General features: G+C 70.0%; 25 protein-coding genes. 8 read left to right on the top strand and 17 right to left on the bottom strand.

Translation table 11 applies throughout. From position 1 onward, the window contains the following. Nucleotide 1: 1 nt before the first annotated feature. The 6 genes from AC2YHJ_RS19950 to AC2YHJ_RS19925 all read right to left on the bottom strand — a co-directional run bounded on the left by AC2YHJ_RS19950 (nucleotide 2) and on the right by AC2YHJ_RS19925 (nucleotide 5,369). On the bottom strand, nucleotides 2-844 hold the full coding sequence (locus AC2YHJ_RS19950) for an NAD-dependent epimerase/dehydratase family protein (RefSeq protein WP_487397884.1): 843 nt from the start codon (nucleotides 842-844) through the stop codon (nucleotides 2-4). A gap of 4 nt (nucleotides 845-848) precedes the next feature. Beyond that, a complete protein-coding gene (locus AC2YHJ_RS19945; RefSeq protein WP_487397883.1) occupies nucleotides 849-2,147 on the bottom strand; it encodes a TRAP transporter large permease in 1,299 nt (432 codons plus the stop codon). 7 nt (nucleotides 2,148-2,154) lie between these two features. Continuing rightward, nucleotides 2,155-2,670, bottom strand: coding sequence for a TRAP transporter small permease (locus AC2YHJ_RS19940; protein ID WP_487397882.1), 516 nt, complete (start codon nucleotides 2,668-2,670; stop codon nucleotides 2,155-2,157). Further along, complete coding sequence (locus AC2YHJ_RS19935; RefSeq protein WP_487397881.1) at nucleotides 2,667-3,668, bottom strand: TRAP transporter substrate-binding protein; 1,002 nt, start codon at nucleotides 3,666-3,668, stop codon at nucleotides 2,667-2,669. Before AC2YHJ_RS19935 ends, AC2YHJ_RS19940 begins: the two co-directional genes overlap by 4 nt. A 91-nt stretch (nucleotides 3,669-3,759) precedes the next feature. After that, nucleotides 3,760-4,659: a dihydrodipicolinate synthase family protein gene (locus AC2YHJ_RS19930; protein ID WP_487397879.1), complete on the bottom strand. Its 900-nt coding sequence runs from the start codon at nucleotides 4,657-4,659 to the stop codon at nucleotides 3,760-3,762. After that, a complete protein-coding gene (locus AC2YHJ_RS19925; protein WP_487397878.1) occupies nucleotides 4,656-5,369 on the bottom strand; it encodes a GntR family transcriptional regulator in 714 nt (237 codons plus the stop codon). Before AC2YHJ_RS19925 ends, AC2YHJ_RS19930 begins: the two co-directional genes overlap by 4 nt. A 55-nt stretch (nucleotides 5,370-5,424) precedes the next feature. Between AC2YHJ_RS19925 and araD the strand changes: the two genes are divergently transcribed. Beyond that, nucleotides 5,425-7,152 carry an L-arabinonate dehydratase gene (gene araD / locus AC2YHJ_RS19920; RefSeq protein ID WP_487397876.1) on the top strand — a complete coding sequence of 576 codons (1,728 nt, stop codon included), beginning with the start codon at nucleotides 5,425-5,427 and terminating at the stop codon, nucleotides 7,150-7,152. 221 nt (nucleotides 7,153-7,373) lie between these two features. Here araD and AC2YHJ_RS19915 read toward each other — a convergent pair whose 3' ends face one another. Then, entirely contained in the window at nucleotides 7,374-7,931 is a 558-nt protein-coding gene (locus AC2YHJ_RS19915; RefSeq protein ID WP_487397875.1) for a cysteine dioxygenase family protein, read from the bottom strand. 167 nt (nucleotides 7,932-8,098) lie between these two features. On the opposite strand from AC2YHJ_RS19915, the gene AC2YHJ_RS19910 reads away from it, so the two are divergent. The 4 genes from AC2YHJ_RS19910 (at nucleotide 8,099) to AC2YHJ_RS19895 (ending at nucleotide 11,018) form a co-directional block, all read left to right on the top strand. Continuing rightward, nucleotides 8,099-9,445: an amidase gene (locus tag AC2YHJ_RS19910; RefSeq protein ID WP_487397874.1), complete on the top strand. Its 1,347-nt coding sequence runs from the start codon at nucleotides 8,099-8,101 to the stop codon at nucleotides 9,443-9,445. Further along, nucleotides 9,442-9,780 (top strand): cupin domain-containing protein, encoded by a 339-nt coding sequence (locus tag AC2YHJ_RS19905; protein ID WP_487397873.1) that lies wholly within the window; start codon nucleotides 9,442-9,444, stop codon nucleotides 9,778-9,780. Before AC2YHJ_RS19910 ends, AC2YHJ_RS19905 begins: the two co-directional genes overlap by 4 nt. 73 nt (nucleotides 9,781-9,853) lie before the next feature. After that, on the top strand, nucleotides 9,854-10,030 hold the full coding sequence (locus AC2YHJ_RS19900) for a hypothetical protein (protein WP_487397871.1): 177 nt from the start codon (nucleotides 9,854-9,856) through the stop codon (nucleotides 10,028-10,030). A gap of 88 nt (nucleotides 10,031-10,118) precedes the next feature. After that, nucleotides 10,119-11,018 carry an MBL fold metallo-hydrolase gene (locus AC2YHJ_RS19895; protein WP_487397870.1) on the top strand — a complete coding sequence of 300 codons (900 nt, stop codon included), beginning with the start codon at nucleotides 10,119-10,121 and terminating at the stop codon, nucleotides 11,016-11,018. A gap of 12 nt (nucleotides 11,019-11,030) precedes the next feature. Here AC2YHJ_RS19895 and ltnD read toward each other — a convergent pair whose 3' ends face one another. The 8 genes from ltnD to rfaD form a co-directional block, all read right to left on the bottom strand. Continuing rightward, the gene (gene ltnD / locus AC2YHJ_RS19890) at nucleotides 11,031-11,930 is read right to left on the bottom strand and encodes an L-threonate dehydrogenase (protein ID WP_487397869.1); all 900 of its coding nucleotides are present in this window, start codon (nucleotides 11,928-11,930) and stop codon (nucleotides 11,031-11,033) included. A gap of 92 nt (nucleotides 11,931-12,022) precedes the next feature. Beyond that, complete coding sequence (locus AC2YHJ_RS19885; RefSeq protein WP_487397868.1) at nucleotides 12,023-12,478, bottom strand: MarR family winged helix-turn-helix transcriptional regulator; 456 nt, start codon at nucleotides 12,476-12,478, stop codon at nucleotides 12,023-12,025. A gap of 151 nt (nucleotides 12,479-12,629) precedes the next feature. After that, a complete protein-coding gene (locus AC2YHJ_RS19880; protein WP_487397867.1) occupies nucleotides 12,630-13,568 on the bottom strand; it encodes a 2-dehydropantoate 2-reductase in 939 nt (312 codons plus the stop codon). Nucleotides 13,569-13,634: 66 nt separating this feature from the next. Beyond that, entirely contained in the window at nucleotides 13,635-14,630 is a 996-nt protein-coding gene (locus tag AC2YHJ_RS19875; RefSeq protein ID WP_487397865.1) for a hypothetical protein, read from the bottom strand. Between the two features lie 109 nt (nucleotides 14,631-14,739). Then, entirely contained in the window at nucleotides 14,740-15,513 is a 774-nt protein-coding gene (gene pgeF / locus AC2YHJ_RS19870) for a peptidoglycan editing factor PgeF (RefSeq protein WP_487397864.1), read from the bottom strand. After that, nucleotides 15,513-16,511, bottom strand: a complete 999-nt coding sequence (locus AC2YHJ_RS19865) for a class I SAM-dependent methyltransferase (RefSeq protein WP_487397862.1) — start codon at nucleotides 16,509-16,511, stop codon at nucleotides 15,513-15,515. The genes pgeF and AC2YHJ_RS19865 overlap by 1 nt, the downstream gene beginning before the upstream one ends. Nucleotides 16,512-16,667: 156 nt before the next feature. Beyond that, complete coding sequence (gene lgt / locus AC2YHJ_RS19860; protein WP_487397861.1) at nucleotides 16,668-17,468, bottom strand: prolipoprotein diacylglyceryl transferase; 801 nt, start codon at nucleotides 17,466-17,468, stop codon at nucleotides 16,668-16,670. Continuing rightward, entirely contained in the window at nucleotides 17,468-18,451 is a 984-nt protein-coding gene (gene rfaD, locus AC2YHJ_RS19855) for an ADP-glyceromanno-heptose 6-epimerase (protein ID WP_487397859.1), read from the bottom strand. Before rfaD ends, lgt begins: the two co-directional genes overlap by 1 nt. A gap of 100 nt (nucleotides 18,452-18,551) precedes the next feature. Between rfaD and AC2YHJ_RS19850 the strand changes: the two genes are divergently transcribed. After that, nucleotides 18,552-18,842: an accessory factor UbiK family protein gene (locus tag AC2YHJ_RS19850; RefSeq protein ID WP_487397857.1), complete on the top strand. Its 291-nt coding sequence runs from the start codon at nucleotides 18,552-18,554 to the stop codon at nucleotides 18,840-18,842. Between the two features lie 135 nt (nucleotides 18,843-18,977). Beyond that, nucleotides 18,978-19,481 carry a type III secretion system chaperone family protein gene (locus AC2YHJ_RS19845; RefSeq protein WP_487397856.1) on the top strand — a complete coding sequence of 168 codons (504 nt, stop codon included), beginning with the start codon at nucleotides 18,978-18,980 and terminating at the stop codon, nucleotides 19,479-19,481. 297 nt (nucleotides 19,482-19,778) lie between these two features. On the opposite strand, the gene AC2YHJ_RS19840 is transcribed toward AC2YHJ_RS19845, so the two are convergent. Further along, nucleotides 19,779-20,243: a hypothetical protein gene (locus tag AC2YHJ_RS19840; RefSeq protein ID WP_487397855.1), complete on the bottom strand. Its 465-nt coding sequence runs from the start codon at nucleotides 20,241-20,243 to the stop codon at nucleotides 19,779-19,781. 4 nt (nucleotides 20,244-20,247) lie between these two features. Then, the gene (secA, locus tag AC2YHJ_RS19835; RefSeq protein ID WP_487397854.1) at nucleotides 20,248-22,992 is read right to left on the bottom strand and encodes a preprotein translocase subunit SecA; all 2,745 of its coding nucleotides are present in this window, start codon (nucleotides 22,990-22,992) and stop codon (nucleotides 20,248-20,250) included. A 310-nt stretch (nucleotides 22,993-23,302) separates the two neighbouring features. On the opposite strand from secA, the gene AC2YHJ_RS19830 reads away from it, so the two are divergent. Then, complete coding sequence (locus tag AC2YHJ_RS19830) at nucleotides 23,303-24,247, top strand: peptidylprolyl isomerase (protein ID WP_487397853.1); 945 nt, start codon at nucleotides 23,303-23,305, stop codon at nucleotides 24,245-24,247.

Here is a 24,247-nt window from a genome sequence, read left to right as displayed (position 1 = left end):
CTCAATCCTCGAGGCTGAAGGGATCGCGCGGTGACGGCGCCTTGCGCGAATATTCCATCGCCGTGAAGCCGCCGCCCTGGTAGCGCTCGGTCACCGGGTCGGCGGTGATGTGCTGCACCTCGGCGCGCCAGGGTTCGGCGGAATCCTGCGGTGCCCAGCCGATGCGGCCGCGATGATCCTTGCCCCAGTAGGATGCGGGGTTGTCCGAACACGCCCAGATCACCGCATGCCCGGCGCGATCCGCCAGCACGCAGCGTTCCACGAGCCGCGTCAGGTCGGCATAGGACAGCCAGGTGGACAGCATCCGCCGGTCCACCGGCTTCGGGAAGCAGGACCCGATGCGCAGGTTGACGTTCTCGACGCCGTGCTTGTCCCAGTACATCCGGCCCATGAGTTCGCCATAGGCCTTGGACAGGCCGTAATAGCCGTCGGGGCGGAAGGCGCAGTCGTAGTCCAGCCGCTCCGCATTGCCGGTTGGCCGTTCATGGAAGCCGATCGAGTGGTTGGAACTGGCGAAGATGACGCGCGCACCCTCGCGCCGCGCAGCCTCATAGACGTGGTACAGGCCGCGCAGATTGGGGCCGAGCACTTCCTCGAAAGGTCGTTCCACCGACACCCCGCCGAAATGCAGGATGGCGCCGCAGCCTTCGGCCTGGCGCAGCAGGGCCACGCCATCGTTGACGTCCGCCTTCACGAAGGCCGCACCTTCCGGCAGCGGGTCCGGGAAGGGGGCGATGTCGGTCAGGCGTAGCCGCCAGCCCTGGTCCCCCAGGGTCTTGGCGAGGTGCCGCCCGAGATTGCCGGAAGCGCCCGTCAGCAGGACGGGCTTCGCAGGTGCGGTCATGGCGTCAGGCTCCATAGCCGAGCAGCAGGCGCGGCAGGGTCAGTGAAATCGCTGGCCAGTAGGTGGTCAATGCCAGCGCCACCAGGATGGCACCCCAGAAGGGGATGATGGTCTTCATGATGTGCTCGATGCGGATCTGCCCGATGGCGCAGCCGACGAACAACACGGCGCCGACCGGCGGCGTGGTCAGCCCCAGGCCGAGATTCATCATCATCACCATGCCGAACTGTACCGGGTCCATGCCGATCGCCATGACCACCGGGAGGAAGATCGGCGTGGTGATCAGGATCAGCGCTGCCATGTCCATCACGCAGCCGAGCACCAGCAGGCACAGATTGATCAGCAGCAGGATGACGATGGGGTTGTCGCTGATGGCGAGCATCCCCTCGGTCAGGATATCCGGCAGCCGGTACATCGCCAGCAGCCAGGCGAAGGCGGTTGCCGTGCCGACCAGCAGGAAGACCACCGCCGTGGTGCGCACGGAAGCACGCACGGCGACCAGGAAGTTCTCCCACGACAGCGCGCGATAGACGAGAAGCGTGACCAGAAGCGCCCAGATCGCGCCGAAGGCGGCACTTTCCGTCACGGTGAAGATGCCGGTCAGCACGCCGCCGAGGATGATCACAGCGGTCAGCAACCCGGGCAACGCATCGACGAAAGAGCAGGCGAGGTGCCGGAAGCCCTTCCACGCATCGGCCGGATAGCCGCGCCGCACCGCCATGACATAGGCGGCGATGGCAAGGAACAGGCACATCAGGATGCCCGGCACGATGCCCGCGATGAACAGCGCGGAGACCGAGATGCCGCCGCCCGCCGCCAGCGAATACAGGATCATGTTGTGGCTGGGCGGGATCAGGATGCCGGCGATCGAGGAGGTCACCGTCAGCGACACCGCGTAATCCACCCCGTAGCCCTTGGCCTTCATGGCCGGGATCAGGATGACGCCGGTCGCCGAGGTATCCGCCACCGCCGAGCCGGAGATGCCGCCGAACAGCATGGAAGTGGACACGTCCACCATGCCGAGCCCGCCGCGCATCCAGCCCACCGTGGCCGAAGCGAGTGCGACAAGCCGCCGCGCGATGCCGCCGTGCAGCATGATCTCGCCGGCGAAGATGAAAAAGGGGATGGCGAGCAGGGCGAAGATGCTCATGCCGCTCGCCATCTGCTGGAACGCGACGGCGGGGTTCAGCCCTTCGAAGATGAAGCCGGCGACGGCGGCGATGCCGAGGCAGAAGGCCACCGGCACGCCGGCTATCACACCAAGCCCGAAGACCGCGAAGATCAGAAGAAGGCCAGGTTCCACGCGCGGGCTACTCCAGGAAGGCGGCGGTCACGCCGCGCTGTTCGGGACCTTCCTTGGACAGGAAGTCCTTCAGCACCTGCTCGATGGCATAGAGCGTCATCAGCGCCCCGCCGACCGACATGGGCACATAGGTCCAGCCCTGGCTGATGCCGAGCAGCGGGATCTTGAACTGGGCGACCATGTCGACGAGTTCCCACGACCAGATCGCCATGCCGAGGCCGAACAGCCCCATCAACGCGTCGCAGCCGAGCGCGATCCAGCGCTGCATTCCCATCGGCAGGGCTTCGCGCAGGCCGAGCACCGAGAGGTGGAAGCGTTCGCGCACCCCCACCGCGGCGACCGGCATGGCGATGGCGAGGATGGCGAGCGTCGCCGCGCGTTCGATCCAGGTCGGCGTGTCGTTCAGCACGTAGCGGCCGAAGACGAGCCAGCCCATCATGGCGATGAGGCCGACGAGCGCAGTGCCCGCCAGCCCCACCGTCAGCGCCGACAGGATGTCGAGCGCGCGGGAGAACGCCTTCACTGCAGTTCGCGGATCTGCCGGACCAGCGCCGCGAGGCGCGCATCCGCGGCGTACTTCGCGTAGACGGGTTCCATCAGCGCCGACCAGGGCGCGCGGTCGGTGATCTCCACCACCGTCACGCCGGCGGCCACGACGCGCTGGCGGCTGACCTGCTCACGCTCGGCCCAGGACCGGCGCTGGATCGCCGCCGATTCACGCGCCGCGTCGCGCAGGATGGCGCGATCGGCCTCGGACAGCCGCTGCCAGCGCTGGCGGGACACGGCGAGCACCTCGGGCACGTTGGAATGCTCGGTCGTGCTGTAGAAGCGCGCCACTTCGAAGTGGCGGGTCGATTCATAGGACGGCCAGTTGTTCTCCGCCCCGTCGATCACGCCGGATTGCAGCGAGGTGAAGACCTCCCCGAACGGAAGCGGCGTCGGGTTGGCACCGAGCGCGCGCATCAGGTCGATCCACAGGTCGGAGGTCTGCACGCGGATCTTCATGCCGCGCAGGTCGGCGGGCGCACGGACCGGGCGCGTCGTGTAGATGCTGCGCGCGCCCGCGTCGTACCAGGCCAACGCGATGATGCCGATGTTCTCGAGGTCGCGGGCGATCGCCTCGCCGGCCGGGCCGTCGATGGCGCGCTGCATGTGCCCGACATCGCGGAACAGGAAGGGCAGCGTCACGACATTCGTCGTGGGCGCCAGGTTGTTGAACGGCGAGAGGTTGAAGTTGGCGAAGTCGATGGTCCCCAGCCGCATCTGCTGGATCGCTTCATCCTGCTGGCCGAGCTGCGCCGAATGGAAGGTGCGCATGCGGATGCGGTTGTTGGTGCGCTCGGCGACGATGCGGGTGAAGGCATCCATGCCGACGCCGTTCGGATAATCCGCGGCATGGATGTTCCAGCCGCGCCATTCCTGTGCGGCGGCCGGCGCGGCGCCGAGGCCGAGCACGCCGAGCGCGGCGGCCGCGACGGCAGCAAACAGGGCGCGGCGGGGCCGCGTTGGCTTGGGGGTCATGGAGGTCTCCTCAGCTGGGGGGCGGTGGTCCGCCCCTCCATTGATTAGCTGCAATAGCAGATGGCAGATTGGAGTGCCTGCCCGCCGGCCGTCAACGGCTCTGTGCGGCGGCACCCCAACCGGCCATGAGGTCGCGCAGCCGCGCGAGGGAGTCCGGCGCGACCGGCCAGGCAGCCGGCGGGCGGGCATGGCCGGCATCGATCCCTGCCAGCGCCAGCGCGGCCTTCACGATCGAGACGTTGGCGCCGTTCTGTTCCTCCGAACGCAGCGCCTCGAAGGGACCGATCTCGGCGATCAGCGCATTGGCGCGCGGCATGTCGCCGGCGCGCAGCGCGGTCAGGATGGCCACGGATCGCTCGGCCGCCACGTTGATCAGTCCGGAGGTGAAGCCCTGCGCGCCGAGCGCGGTCATCGGTGGCGCCCAGGGCTCGGCGAGGCCACAGACGAAGCGGATTTGCGGCGCGGCGCGGATGGCGCGGGCCAGCGCCATCAGGTCCACGCTCGCCCATTTCACCGCGACGACGCCGGGAATGGCGGTCAGTGCGGCGATGGCGGCGTCGCCGATGCCGGCATTGCGCAGATACAGCACCACCGGCAGCCCGGCGGCATCGCCGACGCGGCGCACATACTCGGCGACGCCGCGCGGGCTGACGAAAGGATCGGGCGGCTGGTGGACCATCACCGCGTCGGCGCCGTCGGCCTTGGCGCGCGCGGCGAGGCGCACCGCCTCGTTCACCGAGCGGCCGATGCCTGCGACAACCTTGGCCCGGCCGGCGACGATGGCGGGCACCTCGGCCTGCATGCGCTCGGCCTCGGCGAAGGTCAGGCCATAGAATTCGGAGGTGTTGCCGTTGACCGTCAGCGCATCGACCCCCGCCGCGGCACAGCGCGCGACGATGGGCTCGAGCCGCCCGGGCGCGAGGGCGTCATGGCTGTCGAAGGGCGTGACGAGGATGCCGGAGATGCCGCTGAGGGCCTGTTCCAAGGTCATGGTGCGCGGCCCTTTCTCGGTGGGGGCGGCAGCACGCCGTTGGTGACGAGCGACCGCAGGATATGATGGCGCATGCGCGCTTCGGCGAGCGCCGGATCGCGCTTGCGCAGCGCGGTGACGATACCCTTGTGCTCGGTCAGCGCCTTGGGCAGGTCCCGCGGCGTGCTGCCCACGGCGCGGTGCCGGCCGAGATGGTCGTAGGCGCGGAGCGACCCCAGCGAGCGGATCAGGAACAGGTTGCCCGTCGCGCGGTGGATCAGGGCGTGGAATTCCTCATTCGCCTCATCGAGCGCATCGGTGTCGCGCGCCTCGGTGCCGGCCTGCATGCGCCTGAGGATGGCACCGAGCGTCGAGAGCGCGGCCGCATCCATCCGCTCCGCCGCGAGCGCGGTCGCGACCCCTTCGAGTGCTGCGCGGATGCGGCCGAGTTCACCGAGCTGCGCGGGGCCGACTTCCGCCACCACGGTGCCGCGACGGGGCAGGGTGACGACCATGCCATCCTGCTCGAGCCGGCGCAGCGCCTCGCGCACCGGTTGGGCGGAGATGCCGAGTTCGGTCGCCAGGCTGCGTTCGGAAACCTTGTGCCCGGCGGGCAGCAGGCCCTGCACGATCGATTCGCGAATGCGACGATAGGCGCGCTCCCCAAGGGAGAGCGTGTCCTCCTCGGCCAGTGGTGCGATCCTCCCGCGGGCTGTCTTTGCAGCGACCATGGACAACTGCCATAGCAGTTGGCAGCCTTGACGGGAAGAACGAGGAGGAGCCGCCATGCCACGCAAGCGCCCCGAGGATCTGCGCAGCCATCGCTGGTTCGGCGTCGATGACCTGCGGGCCTTCGGCCACCGGTCCCGCATGCTCCAGGCCGGCTATGCCGAGGATGATTTCCGCGGCAAGCCGGTGATCGGCATCATCAACACCTGGTCGGAGCTTAGCCCCTGCCACTTCCACTTCCGCACGCGGGCGGAGGAAGTGAAGCGCGGCGTCTGGCAGGCCGGCGGCTTCCCGGTGGAACTGCCGGCGCACCCGGTGACCGAGCAGTACCAGAAGCCGACGTCCATGCTCTATCGCAACATGCTGGCGATGGAGACGGAGGAGCTGGCGCGGTCGCACCCCTGCGACGGGCTGGTGCTTCTGGGCGGTTGCGACAAGACGCCGCCGGGGCTGATGATGGGCGCGATCAGTTCGGGCCTGCCGTCCATCTTCGTCCCGGCCGGTCCGATGCTGCGCGGGAATTGGCGCGGCAAGACACTCGGGTCCGGGTCGGATGTGTGGAAGTACCATGCGGAATTGCGCGCGGGGAACATCACGCCGGCGCAGTGGAAGGACATGGAAGGCGGCATCGCGCGGTCCTTCGGCACCTGCATGACTGCCGGCACGGCGGCGACGATGATGCTGGCGGTGGAAGCGCTCGGCTTCACGCTGCCTGGTGCGTCGTCCATCCCCGCGGCCGATTCCGCGCATCCGCGGATGGCGACGGAATCCGGCAAGCGCATCGTCGAGATGGTGTGGGAGGACGCGACGCCGCAATCGCTAATCACCGAAGGCAGCGTGGACAACGCCGTCACCGCGGCGATGGCCTTCGGCGGTTCGACCAACGCCATCCCGCATTTGATCGCCATGGCGCGGCGCGCGGGCGTGATGCTCGACCTCGAACGCTTCGACGCGCTGTCGCGCCGCGTGCCGCTGGTCGCGAACCTCCGCCCGAATGCGGGCGAATACCTGATGGAGGATTTCTTCTACGCCGGCGGGGCGCGCGCCTTCCTCAACCGCATCCGCGACTATCTCGACCTTTCCGCGAAGACCGTCACCGGCCACACCATGGGCGAGAACATCGCGGATGCCGAGGTCTTCGACGACAACATCATCCTGCCGCTCGACAAGCCCTTGCAGGAGGAAGGCGGGCTCGCCGTGCTGAAGGGCTCGCTCGCGCCGAACGGCGCGGTCATCAAGACCAGCGCGGCCGAGCAGCGCCTGCTGCAGCACACCGGCCCGGCCGTGGTGTTCGAGAACTACGCGGACCTGAAGAAGCGGCTCGACGATCCCGACCTGGATGTCACGGCGGATTCCGTGCTGGTGCTGAAGCAGGCCGGGCCGCAGGGCGGGCCGGGCATGCCGGAATGGGGCATGCTGCCGCTGCCACAGAAGCTGCTGAAGCAGGGCGTGCGCGACATGGTGCGACTGTCCGATGCACGCATGTCCGGCACGTCCTATGGCACCTGCGTGCTGCATGTCGCACCGGAAAGCCATGTCGGCGGGCCGCTCGCCTTCGTGAAGGATGGTGACCTGATCCGGCTGGACGTCGCGAACCGCCGGCTCGACCTGCTGGTGGATGATGCGGAGATGGCGAAGCGCCGTGCCGCCTGGACGCCGCCCGCGCGGCGCTACGGGCGCGGCTGGACGTCACTCTATCTCGACAGCGTCACCCAGGCGGATGAGGGATGCGACATGAAGTTCCTCGAAGGCACGCAGGCAACGCCGGAGCCGGATATCTACTGAGGGGGAACCGGAGGGGCGCCGCCCCTCCGGACCACCCCGCCAAAGGGCAGTGCCCTTTGGAATGCCATCACTCGGCGTCGGACATCACGGTTCGGAAATGCGCTTCCGCGCATAGCACGCGCCGCACGTCGTGCCCAGCGCCAGAAATCGGCATTCCAAAGGGCCCTTGCCCTTTGGCGGGGAGAGGTCCGGAGAGGGGCGGCGCCCCTCTCCGCCCACCTTCACCGCCGCGCCAGCATCGCATTGCTATCCTCGAACCGCTGGATGACAGCCGCCGAATCATAGGGCCGTTCGTCCAGCGTCTCCGGGTCCCATTCGCTGCGATGCGCGGCGAAGAAGTCCCCGCCATAGACATGGATCGCCCCGGTCAAGCGCGGGATCGGGTTGGTCACCGAATGGATGATGTCCTTGCCGAGCACGGTGCAATCGCCCGTGCCGAGCGCCTTCGCCCCAGCCGCCTCGATATGGTGGCCGTCGCTGCCGGCAATGCGGCGCCAGAAGATGTTGTCCTCCCGCCCGCCATAGATGCCGATCACCGCCCACATGCGGTGGTCATGCGGCTGCAGCGTCATGTATGGCCCCCAGGCCAGGTTCAGGATGGTGAGGTCCGGGGACCGGTAGATCGGGCTCAGCCCGGCGCGCTGCGGCTCGCCCAGCGCCTTGATCACCGACGCATGGTCGGCGACGGCGCGCGCCACCACCTCGCGTACCGACTTGTGGGTGCTGTCCTGCGCGATGGCCTCGCGGCAATCGGCGATGAAGCGGTCGAGGTCGAACATCGGAGAGCCTCCCAACCGGCGGGACATCCCAATCCCCGCACGGAGCGTGGGCGAGAAGTTACGCCTCCAACATGGGCGGCGCACGCCAAATTCTCGCCGTCGCACGCACCCTTGTCGATCCTCCGGGGCGGCGGAAGAATGCGCGCAGACTGAGGAGCAGCGCCAGAATGAAGACCATCGCCGCCGCCGCCGCCGCCCTCGCGGCCGGACGCACCACCGCCGCCGCGCTGACCGACGCCGCGCTCGCCCGCATCGCCGAGCCGGGAGGGGAGGGCGCGCGCGCCTTCATCACCGTGCATGCGGACAGCGCGCGGGCTTCCGCCGCCGCAATGGATGCGCTGCGCGCCGCCGGGCGGGCGCCATCGTCCTTCGCCGGCATCCCGATCAGCATCAAGGATCTGTATGACGAGGCCGGGGTCACGACCCGGGCCGGTTCCGTCGCGCTGAAGGGCGCGCCGGCAGCCAAGGCAACGGCGCCTTCGGTGCAGCGCCTGGTCCGTGCCGGCTTCGTCATCCTCGGCCGCACGAACATGGTGGAATTCGCCTTTTCGGGCCTTGGCGTGAACCCGCATTTCGGCACGCCGCGCAGCCCCTGGGACCGGGCGACCGGGCGGCTGCCGGGCGGGTCGTCCTCCGGCGCGGGTGTCGCGGTGGCGGATGGGATGGGCTTCGCCGGCCTCGGCACCGACACCGGCGGGTCCTGCCGCATCCCGGCCGCGCTGTGCGGCGTGGTGGGCTGGAAGCCGACGGCGAAGCGCGTGCCGCTGACCGGTCTGCTGCCGCTCGCGGGCTCGCTCGATTCCGCCGGGCCGCTTGCGCGCAGCGTGGCGGATTGCGCCGTGGTCGATGCCATCATGGCGGGTGCGGAGGATCCGGTGGCGCCGGCGCCGCTGCCGATCAAGGGGCTTCGGCTCGGCCTGCCGCGGGGCACCTTCCTGACCGATGGCATGGATGGCACTGTCGCCGCGGTGTTCGGCCGCACGCTGACGCGGCTTTCCGCCGCCGGCGCGCATGTCGTCGAATTCGACCTGCCGGAACTCGAGCAGATCCCCGCCGCCAATGGCGCCGGCGGCTTCGCGGCAAGCGAATCCTGGGCCTTCCACCACGGGCTGATCGCCGAGAAGGCCGCTTCCTTCGATCCGCGCATCCTCAAGCGCATCCAGCGCGGCGAGCACATGTCCGCGGCCGATTATGTGGAGTTGGTGCAGGCGCGTATGCGGATCATCGCTGCCATCGCGCCGCGCACCGCGCCCTTCGACGCGGTGATCTGCCCGACCTGCCCGCTGGTGCCGCCGCGCATCGCCGAGGTCGATGACGAGAAGGACTACAACCGCATCAACATGGCCCTGCTGCGCAACACCAGCGTCGGCAATTTCCTCGACCGCTGCTCGATCAGCATCCCCTGCCATGTGGAAGGCGAGGCCCCGGTCGGGCTGATGCTGACCGGCGAGCACATGGGCGATGCGCGGCTCTTCGCGGTGGCGGCGGCGGTGGAGGCCGCGCTCGGGGCGTGAACGCACCACGCTTCGGCACCCTGCGCGACGGGCCTTCGCCCGCCGCGCCGGGGATGGAGACCTTCACCGAACTCGCCGGCGCGGGCGGGGCGCGGGTGGAACGCATCGCCTCCCGCGCCGTCGGCGACGGCGAGTGGTACGAGCAGGGCTGGGCGGAATTCGTCCTGCTGGTGGCCGGGCAGGCGCGGCTTGGCTTCGCGGATGGCAGCGAGCACGCGCTGTCGCCCGGCGACTGGGTGCATCTGCCGGCCGGCTGCCGCCATCGCGTCGCCTGGACGGATCCCTCCGTGGACACGATCTGGCTGGCCTTCCATCTGCCGCCCGACGCGTCGTGACGCGCTGCAACACTTCCTGACACCGCGCCACGCGGACGACACCTGGAACGGGCTTGCGCCATCGGAGCACGCCATGCCGAAGCCCCTGCTGCTGCGCCCTCATCGCTGGATGGCGCTGGCCTTCGCCCTGCCGCTCGCGGGGGTCACGCTCTCGGGGCTGATGGGCAGCGGCCTGTGGATCTGGGCGAAGCGGTCCATGGCGCGGCGGGACATCCGGCGGCGCGCCGCGCTGCTGCGCCCGGCGGCCTGACCCGGCGGTTTCCAGTGTCGTGGGTGGTCCGCGATCCGGTAATCTCCCCAGTGCGATCGGGCACAGACCCGCGCAAGGGAGGTTCACCATGCCGTTGGACCGTCGATCCTTCAATTTCCTTGCAGCCTGCACGGCCTGTTCGGGCGCCGGCGCGCTGATCGCGGATTCACCCGCGAATGCCCAGGCCGCGCCCTTCGCGACGCGCCAACTGGCAGAGAACGTCTATCTATTCCGCTATGTCGGCCACCAATCGATCTTCATCACCACGCCGGAGGGGGTGATCGCCACCGACCCGATCTCCTATCGCCGGCCGCAGGCGGCGCGGACCTATATCGAGGAGATCCGCAAGGTCAGCCAGGCGCCGATCCGCTACCTGGTCTACAGCCATCATCACTACGACCACATCGCCGGCGGCGCGCCCTTCAAGGAAGCGGGTGCCACGGTCGTCGCCCATCGCAACGCCAAGGCGCATCTCGACCGCCTGCGCATGCCCGATGTCGTGCCGGTGGACGAGGTGGTGGGCGATGAGGGCCGCGTCATCGAACTCGGCGGCATGCGTGTCGAGCTGCACTATGTCGGGCGCAATCACTCCGACAATTCGCTGGTGCTGCTGCTGCCGCGCCAGCGCATCCTGTTCACCGTCGATTTCATCCCGATCGAGACGCTGAACTGGCGCGACATGCCCGACAGCTTCCTGCCGGACTGGTTCGACAGCCTCGACCGCGTGCTGGCCATGGAGTGGGACAGCATGGCGCCCGGCCATCCCTATGCTGGCGGGCGGCTCGGCACCAAGGACGATGTGCGGAACCTGAAGCAGTACATGACCGACGTGATGGAGGCGGTGCGCGCCGCCGAGAACGAAGGCAAGTGCTTCGACACGGCAATGCGCGAGATCAAGCTGCCGCGCTACGAACGCTGGGGCAACTACGCCGACTACCTGCCGGGGAACATCGAACGCTTCTGCGAGTGGCTCGGCCGCGGGTTCTGATCCGCGTGGGTATCAGCTGCCGGGATCGCCCGGCAGCTTGATGCCCGTCATCGCCTGCCACACCCGGATGACAAAGCCGTCGTCCTTGCCGCCCTGGCCCATCGCGCGCGCCGCGGTGAACAATTGCTGCGCCTGGGATGCCAGCGGCACCGGGAAATTCAGCCCGCGCGCCATGTCGGTGACCAGGCCGAGATCCTTGACGAAGATGTCCACCGCGGATCGCGGTGCGTCGTCGCCCGTCAGCACGCGCGCCATGCGGTTCTCGAACATCCAGGAATTGCCGGCGGCACTTGTCACCACGTCGTAGAGCGCCTGTGGATCCGCGCCGGCGCGGATGCCGAGCGCGAGTGCTTCTGCCGCCACCGCGATGTGCACGCCGGCGAGCAACTGGTGCACCACCTTCACCGTCGCGCCGATGCCGGGTTCCTCGCCGAGCCGCCAGACCTTCGTCGCGATCGCGCCGAGCACCGGTTCCGCCGCGCCGAAGGCCGCGCCGCTGCCCGCGGCCATCACCGTCATCTCGCCTGCCCGCGCCTTCACCGCGCCGCCTGAGACCGGCGCATCGAGGAACAGGAACTGCCGTGCCGCCGCCTGTTCCGCGAGTGCGCGCGCCGCATCCGGCCCCATCGTGGCGGAACTGACGATCACCGCGCCGGGGGCCAAACGCGGAACCGCGCCATCCGCGCCGAAGACCGCCGCTTCTGTCTGCGCGGCATTGACCACGAGCACGACCAGCGCCTCGATCCCCTGGGGCAATTCCGAAGCCTTCGCAGCGACGGCGCCGCCGGCCTCGGCGAATTCCGCCCGCGCGGCCTCGCGCATGTCGCAGCCTGTCACGTCATGGCCGGCGCGCAGCAGGCTCAGTGCCGCGCCCATGCCCATGCTGCCCAGACCAATGACGCCGACCTTCATGGCAAATCCCCCGCGTGTCGCGCCGCAGGCTGGCCGCGCAGGGCCATGCGGTCAACGCGCGATCCGTGCGGGGAAGCGGTGGGTGGGTGGCGCTACGGCCGTGGCCGCTGCCGGCGGCCCTGCCGGGCGATCAGCGAGCGCAACAGGTCCTTGATCGCGGCGGCATCGGGATGACGTGCGACGACCTCGGCCTCATGCGCGCGGGCGGCGGCGAGAAGCTCGCCCAGCATCGCTTCACCCTTCGCGGCCAGGTGCACGCGCACCAGGCGCCGGTCGCGCGCATCCTGCTGGCGGTTCACCAGCCCGCTGCGCTCCATGCGGTCGAGCACCTTGGTCATGGTGGGCTGCTGCAGCAGGCAGGCCTCGGCGAGGACCGTCACCGTCTCCGGCCCACCCGAGAGCGTGGCCAGAACGCGCCAGACCGGGACCGAGACGCCACGTCCCCGCAGCCTGTCATGGAACTCCGCGGAGACGACATGCGATGCACGCGCGAGGAGGGAGAGGAGATAATCGTCTACGAAGCGAGGCTCGGCGTTTTGCGTGTCCATGGCGGTATGCCCGACCGGAGGTTTGGACATTAGCCTTCGGAGGGTGCCGAGTCTTGCGTTCTGTGCAATTATTTCGTGATGCAGGCTGGTGAGTTTCGTTTCCGGCGTGTTCGCGCGCGCTGGAGTTGCATTTGATGCCTGCCGCCGCACGCTACCCGGGCACTCGGCCCGCCGCGCGGCGCTGTTCATAGGCGTGGGCGTGGAGCAGGGCGGCTTCGTGGATCTCATCGGGCACGCCGGCGCGCCGTGCGGCCTCCAGCAGGAAGCCGAGGATCTGGTCGGCCTCGATGCGCCCGCCGGCCTCGATGTCGCGCAGCATGGAGGTGCCGTAGGCGCTGGCCGCATCGGCGAACAGTGCGCGGTATTCGGTGACGAAGGCATCGCTCATCGGGAAGCCATGGGCGGCGGCGATCGCGGCGTTGCGGTCCAGCAGCCGGTGCAGGAAGGGACCGCCGCCGCCGCGCACGATCTCGCCGACATTGGCGCGCATCAGCACCGTGCCGATGGCGCTGGTGCCGAGATGGACCAGCTTCCCCCACATCCGCGCCATGATGTCGGGCACCGCCTGCGCGACGACGCCGCGCGTGGGTGCGAAGGCGGCCTCGATGGCGCGCACGCGATCGGACAGCCCGCCACCCCGTTCGCCGAAGGTGATCCAGCGCCAGTCGTTGAGCTGGCGCACCGTGCCATCAGCGGCGAGCGTGGCCTGGATCTTCGCGAGGCCGCCAAGCACGCGCTCCGCGCCGAAGGCCGCCGCCAGCCGATCGACATGGGACAGGCCGTTCAGCACGGGCAGGATCGCTGTGCGCGCATCCACCGCCGGACGGATGGCGGCGATCGCGTCGTCCAGGTCGTAGGCCTTGCAGGACAGCAGGATCACGTCCCAGCCGGGTGCGACCTGTCCGGCCGTCAGCGCGGTGACGGGACCACGCCAGGCGCCGAAGGGGCTGTCGATGGCGAGGCCGTCGCGGGCAAGCACGGCCTGTCGCGCGGGACGGACCAGGAAGGCAACCTCCGCCGTCCCGGCCTCGACAAGGCGGCCGCCGTAATAGCCACCCAGGGCACCCGCCCCGAGAACCAGGACACGCATGGCCGCTCTCCCCCCGCTCGACGGCCCGACCCTAGGCGGAAGGGGCGCGGGGCGCGAGGGCGGCGGTCAGTTCGCCGTGCTCACCTGCGGCGGCGGCAGCGCGTTCGGGTCGCGGGGCAGGGCCAGCGCCTGCACGGGCTGCGGTGCCGCTTCCGCGCCGCCCGCGCCGGGCGGCGGCTGCGGGAAGCCGCCGGCGCGGCGCACCACCTCGCGGACGCCGCCCGCGGCCTCATTGGCCGCGGCGAAGGCGACATCGCCCCAGAAGCGGTCGAGCACGCCCGCCGGGATCTCGTTGAGCTGCGCGACCATGCCGAGGTCGTGGCCATCCTGGCGCGACACCGTCCATCGCAGGTCCACGATCTGCGACCGCCCGCCGGGCTGGTTCACCACCTCGACACGGCCGACCACGGCGAAGCGCGCGCCGGTCGCGGTGTCCTGCACCACCATGCCCTGGGTCGTCAGCGCGTCGCGGATGCGCGCGGTCAGCGCCAGGTTGCCGTCGCCCGGTGCGCCGCGAACCATCGGCACATAGATGCGCGGCGGGCCGCTGGCCGTGAGCGCGGCGGGATCGTTGCCCTTGCGCGCCGCCTCGGCGCGCAGCAGCAGGTCGGCGATGCGTGGCGCGGCCTCGCGCGCGACGCGGCGCATGACTTCGGGGTTGGCATCCTGCCAGTCCCGCGCCGGGATGCGCGACCCGAGCGTCGCACCCTGCTGCTGCCCATCCGGGTCGGTCAGGACGTAGCGCGGGACCACGGCGTTGCCCTGCAGGCTGGCCTCGATGGTCAGGCGCCAATCGAGCGGCAGCGGCTCGGTCGCCGAGGCCGGCACCTCCGCGGTCAGCAACGCGGCGGACATCGCCTCGGCGAAGCCCACCGCCTGCGCGCCGTCCAGCAGCGCGGCCGAGGGCGCGGGCACGGCCAGCCGATAGGCCGGCGGCGCGGCCAGGGCGCCGGCCTGGCCGCCCGGATTGCCACGGAAGGGCTGCGGCAGGTCGCCACAGGCGGGCAGTGCCAGGACCAGCGCGAGCGCGGCGCCGCGCAGGGCGCGGAAGGACAGGATCATGGGCCGCTTCACTCCGGTGCGTTCACGGCTGGATGATGGCGACGCAGGTCGCGAGCATGGTCAGGAGGATCATCAGCCCGAACATGTAGAGATAGGGCATGGAAGGACGTCATCCACCGATCGCGATGGCGGAGAGTTGATGCCCGATCGGCCCGCCGCCGGAAAGGGTGCGGCGGCGATGGCTGAAGAAGGCGTCTTCCAGCGCCAGCGTATCGTGCGGCGTCACCTCCGCCGCGACGCCGGCCGCGGCGAGGCGCGCGGCGCAGTATCCGGCGAGGTCGAACTGCCAGCGAGCCGCCCTCGCGCCATCGGCGAAGAAGCGTGCATCGGCGGCATCGCGCGCCAGCACCGCGTCGCGCAGGTCGGCGGCGACTTCGTAGGATGGCTGGCGGATGCAGGGGCCGACCGCGGTGACGATGCGGCCGCGCCGTGCACCGAGCATGAGCATCGCCTCGATCGTCGCTTCCAGCACGCCGGCCACCGCGCCGCGCCAGCCGGCATGCGCCGCGCCGATCACGCCCGCTTCCGCATCGGCGAAGAGCACCGGCGCGCAATCGGCGGTGACGACGCCGATCGCCATGCCGGGCCGGCACGTCACCAGCGCATCGGCGACCGGGCGGTCCGTGTCGGGCCAGGGCGTGTCGAGCACCGCGACGTCGATGCCATGCACCTGAGTCAGCCCGGCCAGCGCGCCGCCGGGCAGGCCCAGCGCGCCGGCGGCGCGGCGGCGATTCTCGCGAACCGCATCCGGGTCGTCCTTGCTGGAGACGGAACAGTTCAACGCGGCGAAAGGCCCGGCGGACACACCGCCGCGGCGCGTGAAGAAGCCATGGGCGAGGCCCGGCTGGGCGGCGAGCATCTCGGCGGTGACGAATTCGGCCATCACGATTCCTCGAAGCCGGGCAATGCCGGCAGGCTGGGATGGCAGAGGCAGAGCGCCTTGAACAGCCGTCCCATGTGCTCGGGCGCCGTCAGGCGCTGCGCGGCGGCCAGGTGGCGTGTCGCCCCGCGCGGATCCATCCGCGCCAGCATCGCGGTCCGCGCGAAGAAGCCAAGGCGGCCGAGGAAGACGCCCTGCGGCAGCGGCCCCTGCACCCGCGCCCCGGCCGCGCGCGCGGCGGCCGCGAGGGCGGCGAAATCGACATGGGCGGTCAGGTCCGCCGAGCCCGCCGGGCCGAGCGGGTCGGCCACGCCATGGGTGGCCATGGCCTGGAGGCTGTCGCCGAAGCCGGATTCGGCGGGGCCGTAGTCGAGGAACAGCGCCGCACCGCCCTGCGCGGCGAGACGCGCGGCGAGCGTGGCCGCGATGGTGCGGGCGGGTTCGCCGACCTCCTGCACCGCGCCGTCCTCAGCGCTCTCAGGCAGCGGCGGGGCGTCGGTGGCCTGGGCTTCTACGAAGGCGCCGGCCTGGACGAAGCGTTCCAGCCAGGTGTCGCCGCGGCGGATGAACTGGCGGATCGGCAAGGCGTCGAGGAACTCGTTGCCGATCACGAGGGCAGGGCCGGGCGGCAGCGCGGCGATGTCGTCGTGCCAGGCCGTGACCGCGGCGCCCAGGCGTTCGGTCTGGACCGCGCGCAGGCGTGGGGAGGTTTCGACGAGATGCACGCGCAATGCGGCCCGGAATTCCGGCGCCATCTCCGCGGCGGCACGCAGCGCATCATCCATCAGCGTGCCGCGCCCTGGGCCGAGTTCCACCAGCAGCACCGGATCGGGCCGGCCCATCGCCTGCCAGGTCACCGCCGCCCACAGGCCGAGGCATTCCCCGAAGGCCTGGGTCATCTCCGGGGCCGTGGTGAAGTCGCCGGTCGCGCCGAAGGGATCGCGCGCGGCGTAGTAGGCGGCGACCGCGCGGGCCATGAAGTGGTCGAGGCGTTCAGTCATGACGGGGATGGAGGGGCTTTGCCCCTCCAGACCACCCCGCCAGGGTGCAGGGCACCCTGGACCGCCAGAACCTGGTGCCGGCATTCCAAAGGCCACTGGCCCTTGGTGGGGTTAGGTCCGGAGAGGGGCAACGCCGCTCTCTGGCCTGCCCCCCGATCAGGCATGCGCCGGCCGTGCCCGCAGCATCAGCCACCCGCCCACCATGATCATCGGCAGCGACAGCAGCTGCCCCATCGTCGCCCCGGCAAAGAGGAAGCCAAGATGCGCGTCGGGCTGACGGAAGAACTCGCCCGTGATGCGCGCCACGCCATAGCCGGCGAGGAAGGCGCCAGACAGGAAGCCGGGCCGCGCGCGGATGGCCTCGCTGCGGGCGAGGACCATCAGCAGCGTGAACAGCGCGATGCCCTCGAGCCCCGCCTGGTACAGCTGCGACGGATGGCGCGGCTCCGGCCCCCCGGTCGGGAAGACCATGGCCCAGGGCACGTCGGGGGCGACGCGGCCCCACAATTCGCCGTTGATAAAATTGGCGAGCCTGCCGAAGAACAACCCGACGGGCACCACGCAGACGATGCGATCGGCGAAGGCGACCCAGTCGATCGCGTTGCGGCGTGCATAGAGCCAGGTCGCGATGATCACGCCGAGCGCCCCGCCATGGAAGGACATGCCGCCATGCCAGACGGCCAGCGCCTCCCACGGCGCGGTGATGTAGTAGCCGGGCCGGTAGAACAGCACGTAGCCGAGCCGCCCGCCGAGGATGATGCCGAGCGTCACCCAGGTGACGTAGTCGTCCACCTGCTCGGCCGTCGCGACCTTGGGGGGCCACTGCACGAGGCTGCGCGCGAGGCGCCAGCCGATCACGATGCCGGCGATATAGGCCAGCGCGTACCAGCGGATGGCGATCGGGCCGACCTCGATCAGCACCGGGTCGATCATCGGGAAGGGGATGGCGAAGAACATCAGGCGAAAGGGTCCTCGGCGTTCGTCAGCACGTCCCGGACATAGGACCGGACGCCGTCCTCGATGGAGGTCGGCGGATGGTCGAAGCCGGCGCCGCGCAGGCGCTCCATCCGCGCCTCGGTGAAGTATTGGTACTTGCCCCGTAGATCGTCGGGCATCGGGATGAAGCGGATATCGGCGTTGCGCCCGAGCGCCGCATAGATCGCCCGCGTCAGGTCGAGGAAGGACCGCGCCTGGCCGGAGCCGATGTTGTACAGGCCCGAGGCCTGCGGGTTGCGCTGCAGCCACAGCATCGCCGCGACGCAATCCTGGACATGCACGAAGTCGCGCTTTTGGTCGCCATCCGCGATGCCCTCGCGGTCGGAGGCGAACAGCGTCGCGGGGTCGCCCTTCATGATTTGGTTGAATTTGTGCAGCACGACCGAGGCCATGCGGCCCTTGTGGTGCTCGTTCGGCCCATAGACGTTGAAGAAGCGCAGCCCCGCCCAGTGCGGCGGGCGCTTGTGCCCGCGTGCGAGCATCTGTGCGACGCGCCGGTCAAAGGCGAGCTTCGACCAGCCATAGAGGTTGAGCGGGCGCAGCCTGGCCAGCGCCTCGGCGCGCAGGTCGTCCTCGAAGCCCTGGCTGCCATCGCCATAGGTCGCTGCGGAGGAGGCGTAGATGAAGGGCACGCCGGCCTCGGCGCACCAATCCCACAGCATCTGCGGCAGCGCGATGTTGGTGGCGGCGACGAGGTCGCCATCCGTTTCGGTCGTCGCGCTGATCGCGCCCATGTGGAACAGCGCCTTGACCGGCGGCGCCTTGGCCAGGAATCCCGGCAGGTCGTCCGGCGCGACGATGCCGGCGATCGGGTGCTTGGCGAGGTTACGCCACTTCACGCCCTGACGCAGGCGATCGACCACCACCACTTCCTCGCCGCGGGCACAAAGGGCGGCAACCAGGTTGGAGCCGATGAATCCGGCCCCGCCGGTGACAATATGCATGTTCCACTGGTTCCAAACCGGCCTTGAGGCCGGGGCGCGGGCGGTATAGGCCCCGCCGGGACGGCCCGGCAAGCAAGCGGGCATGACAGGAGAGCACGCCATGGCTGGCAATGACGGTCGCGCGAAGTTCATGGACGACCTGGCCGGCATGGCCGGGGGCGCCTTCTCGGTGCTCGCGGGCATCCGGGCCGAGGCGGAGCAGATGGCCAAGTCCCAGGCCGAGGCGATGGTCCGCCGCTTCGACCTGGTGAAGCGGGAGGAGCTGGATGCCGCCATGGAAGTGGCCCGCCGCGCCCGCGAACAGGCCGAAGCCCTGGACGCCCGGATCACGGCCCTGGAGCAGCGTCTTGCCGGGCTTGATGCTGGCACGGACTCCTCACCCGAAAGCTGAAGAACCGTTTGCAACTCTGCCGGGCTTGCAGCGTGATTCCGCGTCTGCGTAGTCTGCCATTAGTTGTTGCCCGTCCGATTCGCCCCCAAGATCTTGTGGGCTCCCGGCCGGGCGCCAAGGGCAAGGAGGTGCCGCATGTCCGCCTCTCTCCAGTTGGACCGTGACCGGTCGACCAACCCGCTGGACATCCTCGAACAGATCATTGCCTCCAACGAATGGGCCTTCGAGCGCCGTTCGGATGGGGAAATGGCCGCCGAGGCGCCGGGGAAATGGTGCGACTACGGCCTGCATTTCTCCTGGTCGCATGAGATCAGCGCCATGGCCTTCACCTGCGCCTTCGACATGAAGGTGCCGGCGGAGGCCCGCGACAAGCTCTATGAGCTGCTGGCGCTGGCCAATGACCGGCTGTGGATCGGGCATTTCGGCATCGAATCCGAGGATGGCGTGCCGGTGTTCCGCCATTCCGTGCTGCTGCGCGGGGCGCAGGGCGCCTCGGCCGAAAGCCTCGAGGACATGGTCGACATCGCCATCACGGAATGCGAGCGCTTCTTCCCCGCCTTCCAATTCGTCCTGTGGGGCGGCAAGGCGCCGGCCGAGGCGCTGGCGGCGTCCATGCTGGATTGCGTCGGCGAGGCCTGAGGTTTGTTGGAGAGGGCTCTGCCCTCTCCAAACCTCTCCCGCCAGGGTGCAGTGCACCCTGGACCGCCGGGATTTGGTGGGCGTGCCGAGATGACGGGGCGTGCGGCGGGCACGATACTCCGAGAGAATCCTGGGCTCTGGGCGCGGCGCACCCTTCGCTTCCACCAAACGCCCGTCCCGCGCACCACCCAGCGATGGTTTCCAAAGGCCTCGGGCTTTGGTGGGGGAGGTCCGGAGGGGGCAAGGCCCCCGCCGGTCCAGCCATCGCCGTCCGTTCTCGCAGATGGGGCTGCGCCCTCACACGCCCCGCGCGCAGTGCAGCAGCGTCACCGGGCGTCCCGGCGCGATCTGCAGGTCGATCTCATCGGGTCGCGTCCAGCCCAGTGTCTCGATGCCGGGGCCGCTTGGCGGGTCGCGGCCGCGTTCGGTGGGTGGTCCGAACTGCCGTTCCAGCCGCGCCCGCAACGCCGGTCCCTGCGATTCATCCCCCTGGGCGGAGACACAGACCAGCCCGCCGGTGCGCCCGTCGAAGGCGAAGGCGACGCGCAGCCGAAGATTGCCGCTGCGGAACTCGCCGCCCAGCCGGTATTCGATGCGCGCGGACGGGACGGGACGGCGCTGATCGGCCGGCAGGGCGCGAACCGAGGACCCACGCAGGGCCGCAGTGACCTGCGCCTCGGACATGCCCCAGCGCGTGCTTTCCCAATGCGCCTCGGCGGGCCAGGCCATCAGGGCCAGGATGGCCGCCAGGGCTGCCCGCATGACCTCAGCCCCGCCCGTGGCAGGCCTTGAACTTCTTGCCCGACCCGCAGGGGCAGGGCGCGTTGCGCGGGGTGCGGCCCCAGGTGGACGGATCGTTCGGGTCCACCCCTTCTGCGATGGGGCGGGGTGCCGCGGTACCGATCGCCATCGGCACGGGCTCGTATGTCGTGCCGCCGCCATCGGCCATTTCCATCTCGGCGCCGGCCATCGCCGGGTCCGGATGGCGCATGTCGAGGAAGCCCACGCCCTCGGGCGAGGGCGGCGGCGCATCCGGGCGCAGCTCGATGCGCAGCAGCAGCGACGTCACGCGCTCCCGCAGGTCCGACAGCATGCCGTTGAACAGCGCGAAGGCCTCGGACTTGTATTCGTTCAGCGGATCGCGCTGGCCATAGGCGCGCAGCCCGATGCCCTGGCGCAGATGGTCAAGCGCCAGCAGATGTTCCTTCCACACCTGGTCGAAGACCTGCAGCAGCAGCGACTTCTCGACCTGGCGCATGATCTCCGGGCCGACATTGGCGGCGCGGGAGGCGTAGGACCGGTCCGCCGCCTCCTCCAGCCGCTCGCGCACGATGTCGTCGTCGATGCCTTCCTCACGCGCCCATTCGGCGACCGGGACATCGAGGTTCAGTACGTCCTGCACCTGGCGTTGCAGCGTCTCGAGGTCCCACTGCTCGGGATAGGCGTTCTCGGGGATGCAGCGGGCGACGAGGTCGGCGATGGTCTCGCGCCGCATCTCCTGGATCGATTCCAGCACCTCATCGGCCATCATGAAGGCGCGGCGCTGGGAATAGACCTCCTTGCGCTGGTCGTTCATGACGTCGTCGTATTTGAGAAGGTTCTTGCGCATGTCGAAGTTGCGCGCCTCGACCTTCTTCTGCGCCTTCTCGAGCGCCTTGTTGATCCAGGGATGGACGATCGCCTCGCCTTCCTTGAGGCCCAGCTTCTGCAGCATCCCGCCCATGCGGTCCGACCCGAAGATGCGCATCAGGTCGTCTTCGAGCGAAAGGAAGAAGCGCGATGCGCCGGGGTCGCCCTGGCGGCCCGAGCGGCCGCGCAGCTGGTTGTCGATGCGCCGCGATTCGTGGCGCTCGGTGCCGATGACGAAAAGGCCGCCGGCCTCCTTCACCGCCGGGCGCACCGCCTCGACCTCGCCCTTGTGCTTGATGATCGCCGCCTCGTAGTCCGGCCCCTCATTGGTGCCGGCTTCCTGGCGGGCGAGCATTTCGTAGTTGCCGCCGAGTTGGATGTCGGTGCCGCGGCCGGCCATGTTGGTCGCGATGGTCACCGCGCCGGGGCGGCCGGCCTGCGCCACGATGGCCGCTTCCTGTTCGTGGTAGCGCGCGTTCAGCACCTGGTGCGGGACGTTCTTCTTCTTCAGCAGTTCCGAGATCAGCTCCGACTTCTCGATGCTGGTGGTGCCGACCAGGCAGGGCTGGCCGCGGTCACGCGCCTCGGCGATCAGGGCGGCGACCGCTTCGTACTTCTCGGCTGCGCTGCGATAGACCTCGTCATCCTCATCCGCGCGCGCCACCGGCACGTTGGTCGGGATCTCCACGACTTCCAGCTTGTAGATCTCGGCGAATTCGTCGGCCTCGGTCGCCGCAGTGCCGGTCATGCCGGACAGCTTCGGATAGAGCCGGAAGTAGTTCTGGAAGGTGATGGAGGCGAGCGTCTGGTTCTCCGGCTGGACGGTGACGTGCTCCTTGGCCTCCAGCGCCTGGTGCAGCCCGTCCGAGTACCGCCGGCCTTCCATCATACGGCCGGTGAACTCGTCGATGATGACGATCTTGTCCTGGCGCACGACGTATTCGACGTCGCGCTTGAACAGGGTATGCGCACGCACCGACTGGTTGACGTGGTGCACCAGCGTGACGTTGTGGATGTCGTAGAGGTCGCCTTCGGTCAGCAGCCCGGCGGCCTTCAGCATCTCCTCGATGCGCTCGCCGCCCAGTTCGGTCAGCGTGACGGTGCGCTGCTTCTCGTCCTTGTCGTAGACCTCGGGGTCGCGGACCATCTCCTTCACCACCTCATCCACCTTGCGGTAGAGGTCGGAGCTGTCCTCCGAAGGTCCTGAGATGATCAGCGGCGTGCGCGCCTCATCGACCAGGATGGAGTCCACCTCGTCGACGATGGCATAGGCGAAGTCCCGCTGGACCATGTCCTCCAGCCGGTACTTCATGTTGTCGCGCAGGTAGTCGAAGCCGTATTCGTTGTTGGTGCCGTAGGTGATGTCGCAGCCATAGGCGTCGCGGCGTTCCTCATCGGTCAGGCCATGGACGATCACGCCCGTGGTCATGCCGAGGAAGCCGTAGATCTTGCCCATCCATTCCGCGTCGCGCTTCGCGAGGTAGTCGTTCACCGTCACCACATGCACGCCCTTCGCGGGCAGCGCGTTCAGGTAGACGGGCAGGGTGGCGACCAGGGTCTTGCCCTCGCCGGTCTTCATCTCGGCGATCTGGCCCTGATGCAGGACCATGCCGCCGATCATCTGCACGTCGAAATGGCGCAGGCCGAGCACGCGCCGCGCGGCCTCCCGCACGGTGGCGAAAGCCTCGGGCAGGATGTCGTCCAGGGTTTCGCCCTTGGCCAGGCGTTCGCGGAACAGCACCGTCTGGTTGGCCAGCGCCTCGTCCGAGAGCGCCTGCATCTGGGGCTCGAGCGCATTGATGGCCGGCACGCGCGACTGGTAGCGCTTCAGCGCACGGTCGTTCGAGGTGCCGAAGATGGCGGCGGCGAGGCGGGCGAACATCGGGGGTGTCGGTCTCCGTCGGGCTGGGTGCCCGGTCGAGCGCGCCCCCACCGGGGGGCTACGGACTCGGAACGCGCCACTCCCGGCCGGACCGACGGGGGTCTGGGCGGGCGCGGCGCGGCCCCCGGTCAGATAGGCGGCCGGGCAGGGCGGGTCAACGCCGGGACACCGCCGGGCGGCGGCTTTTGCACGGCGGGCGGGCCGGATTTCCGTCATCTTACACTGTCGTATCCGGGCCGTAGCCGCGCCGTCACCTTGTCGCCCCCATAGGCTTCGGCCATCTTCCAGCCCTTCCCGCCCCCGAGGTTCCATGACGCCGCGCCGCCGCCCCGCCCAACCCCTTCGCGTGGGCCTTGCCCTGGCGATCGCGCTTTGCGCCGCCCAGCCGCTTGGCGCCCAGCAGCCCGCCCCGGCGACGGCCCCCGCGACGACCCCGGGGGACCCGGTGGTGGCGCGGGTGGATGGGGAGCCGATCCTGCTGTCCGACCTCGCCGCCGCGGCGCGCGACCTGCCCGAGGAACTGCGCGGCGCCCCGCCGCAGATGCTCTATCCCCTGCTGCTTGACCAGTTGATCGCCGGGCGCGCCGTGACGGCCGCCGCCCGCCGCGCGGGCCTGGACCGGGACGAGGCGGTGCGCGCGCGCATCCGCCGCGCCGAGGAACAGGAACTCCAGCAGGCCTGGCTGTCGGCCGAAATCGCCTCCCGCGTCACCGACGCTGCCGTGCGCGCCCGCTACGACCAGCAGGTGGCGAACCGCCCGGCCGAGGAGGAGGTGCATGCCCGCCACATCCTGGTGCCGACCGAATCGGAGGCGCGCGCCGCGCTGGCCGAGGTCCGCGGCGGGGCCGACTTCACCGCCGTCGCCCAACGCCGCTCCACCGGCCCCGGTTCGCGGGAGGGCGGCGACCTAGGCTTCTTCCGCCGCGGCGACATGGTGCCCGAATTCGCCGAGGCCGCCTTCGCGTTGCAACCCGGCCAGATCAGCGAGAACCCGGTCCGTTCGCCCTTCGGCTGGCACGTGATCAAGGTCGAGGCCCGCCGCCAGGCCGCCGCCCCGGCTTTCGATGACGTGGCGCAGGCGATCCGCCAGCAATTGCTGGAGGCTGAGGTGCAGGGTGCCGTCGAGCGCGCCCGCGGCGCGGCCCGGGTCGAGCGCTTCAACCTCGACGGTTCCGCCCCGCGCCCGACCGACGCCGCCGAGCCGCCCGCCCCGGCGGCCCCCGCGGCGCGGCCCGGCGGACCGATCCGCCGCTGA

This window comes from Roseomonas sp. SRI_022 (assembly GCF_057586215.1).
Note: the sequence above shows the minus strand (reverse complement) of the source record. Positions and strands in the feature narration are given on the sequence as shown.

Bases quoted from the DNA above. Each gene is read 5' to 3' on its own strand.
- AC2YHJ_RS19935 (WP_487397881.1), bottom strand. From the start codon at position 3,668: ATGACCCCCAAGCCAACGCGGCCCCGCCGCGCCCTGTTTGCTGCCGTC.
- AC2YHJ_RS19925 (WP_487397878.1), bottom strand. From the start codon at position 5,369: ATGGTCGCTGCAAAGACAGCCCGCGGGAGGATCGCACCACTGGCCGAG.
- AC2YHJ_RS19900 (WP_487397871.1), top strand. From the start codon at position 9,854: ATGCCGAAGCCCCTGCTGCTGCGCCCTCATCGCTGGATGGCGCTGGCC.
- AC2YHJ_RS19845 (WP_487397856.1), top strand. From the start codon at position 18,978: ATGTCCGCCTCTCTCCAGTTGGACCGTGACCGGTCGACCAACCCGCTG.
- pgeF (WP_487397864.1), bottom strand. From the start codon at position 15,513: ATGGCCGAATTCGTCACCGCCGAGATGCTCGCCGCCCAGCCGGGCCTC.
- AC2YHJ_RS19930 (WP_487397879.1), bottom strand. From the start codon at position 4,659: ATGACCTTGGAACAGGCCCTCAGCGGCATCTCCGGCATCCTCGTCACG.
- AC2YHJ_RS19915 (WP_487397875.1), bottom strand. From the start codon at position 7,931: ATGTTCGACCTCGACCGCTTCATCGCCGATTGCCGCGAGGCCATCGCG.
- secA (WP_487397854.1), bottom strand. From the start codon at position 22,992: ATGTTCGCCCGCCTCGCCGCCGCCATCTTCGGCACCTCGAACGACCGT.
- AC2YHJ_RS19910 (WP_487397874.1), top strand. From the start codon at position 8,099: ATGAAGACCATCGCCGCCGCCGCCGCCGCCCTCGCGGCCGGACGCACC.
- AC2YHJ_RS19830 (WP_487397853.1), top strand. From the start codon at position 23,303: ATGACGCCGCGCCGCCGCCCCGCCCAACCCCTTCGCGTGGGCCTTGCC.
- AC2YHJ_RS19880 (WP_487397867.1), bottom strand. From the start codon at position 13,568: ATGCGTGTCCTGGTTCTCGGGGCGGGTGCCCTGGGTGGCTATTACGGC.
- AC2YHJ_RS19850 (WP_487397857.1), top strand. From the start codon at position 18,552: ATGGCTGGCAATGACGGTCGCGCGAAGTTCATGGACGACCTGGCCGGC.
- AC2YHJ_RS19865 (WP_487397862.1), bottom strand. From the start codon at position 16,511: ATGACTGAACGCCTCGACCACTTCATGGCCCGCGCGGTCGCCGCCTAC.
- rfaD (WP_487397859.1), bottom strand. From the start codon at position 18,451: ATGCATATTGTCACCGGCGGGGCCGGATTCATCGGCTCCAACCTGGTT.
- ltnD (WP_487397869.1), bottom strand. From the start codon at position 11,930: ATGAAGGTCGGCGTCATTGGTCTGGGCAGCATGGGCATGGGCGCGGCA.
- AC2YHJ_RS19895 (WP_487397870.1), top strand. From the start codon at position 10,119: ATGCCGTTGGACCGTCGATCCTTCAATTTCCTTGCAGCCTGCACGGCC.
- lgt (WP_487397861.1), bottom strand. From the start codon at position 17,468: ATGTTCTTCGCCATCCCCTTCCCGATGATCGACCCGGTGCTGATCGAG.
- AC2YHJ_RS19875 (WP_487397865.1), bottom strand. From the start codon at position 14,630: ATGATCCTGTCCTTCCGCGCCCTGCGCGGCGCCGCGCTCGCGCTGGTC.
- AC2YHJ_RS19885 (WP_487397868.1), bottom strand. From the start codon at position 12,478: ATGGACACGCAAAACGCCGAGCCTCGCTTCGTAGACGATTATCTCCTC.
- AC2YHJ_RS19840 (WP_487397855.1), bottom strand. From the start codon at position 20,243: ATGCGGGCAGCCCTGGCGGCCATCCTGGCCCTGATGGCCTGGCCCGCC.
- araD (WP_487397876.1), top strand. From the start codon at position 5,425: ATGCCACGCAAGCGCCCCGAGGATCTGCGCAGCCATCGCTGGTTCGGC.
- AC2YHJ_RS19950 (WP_487397884.1), bottom strand. From the start codon at position 844: ATGACCGCACCTGCGAAGCCCGTCCTGCTGACGGGCGCTTCCGGCAAT.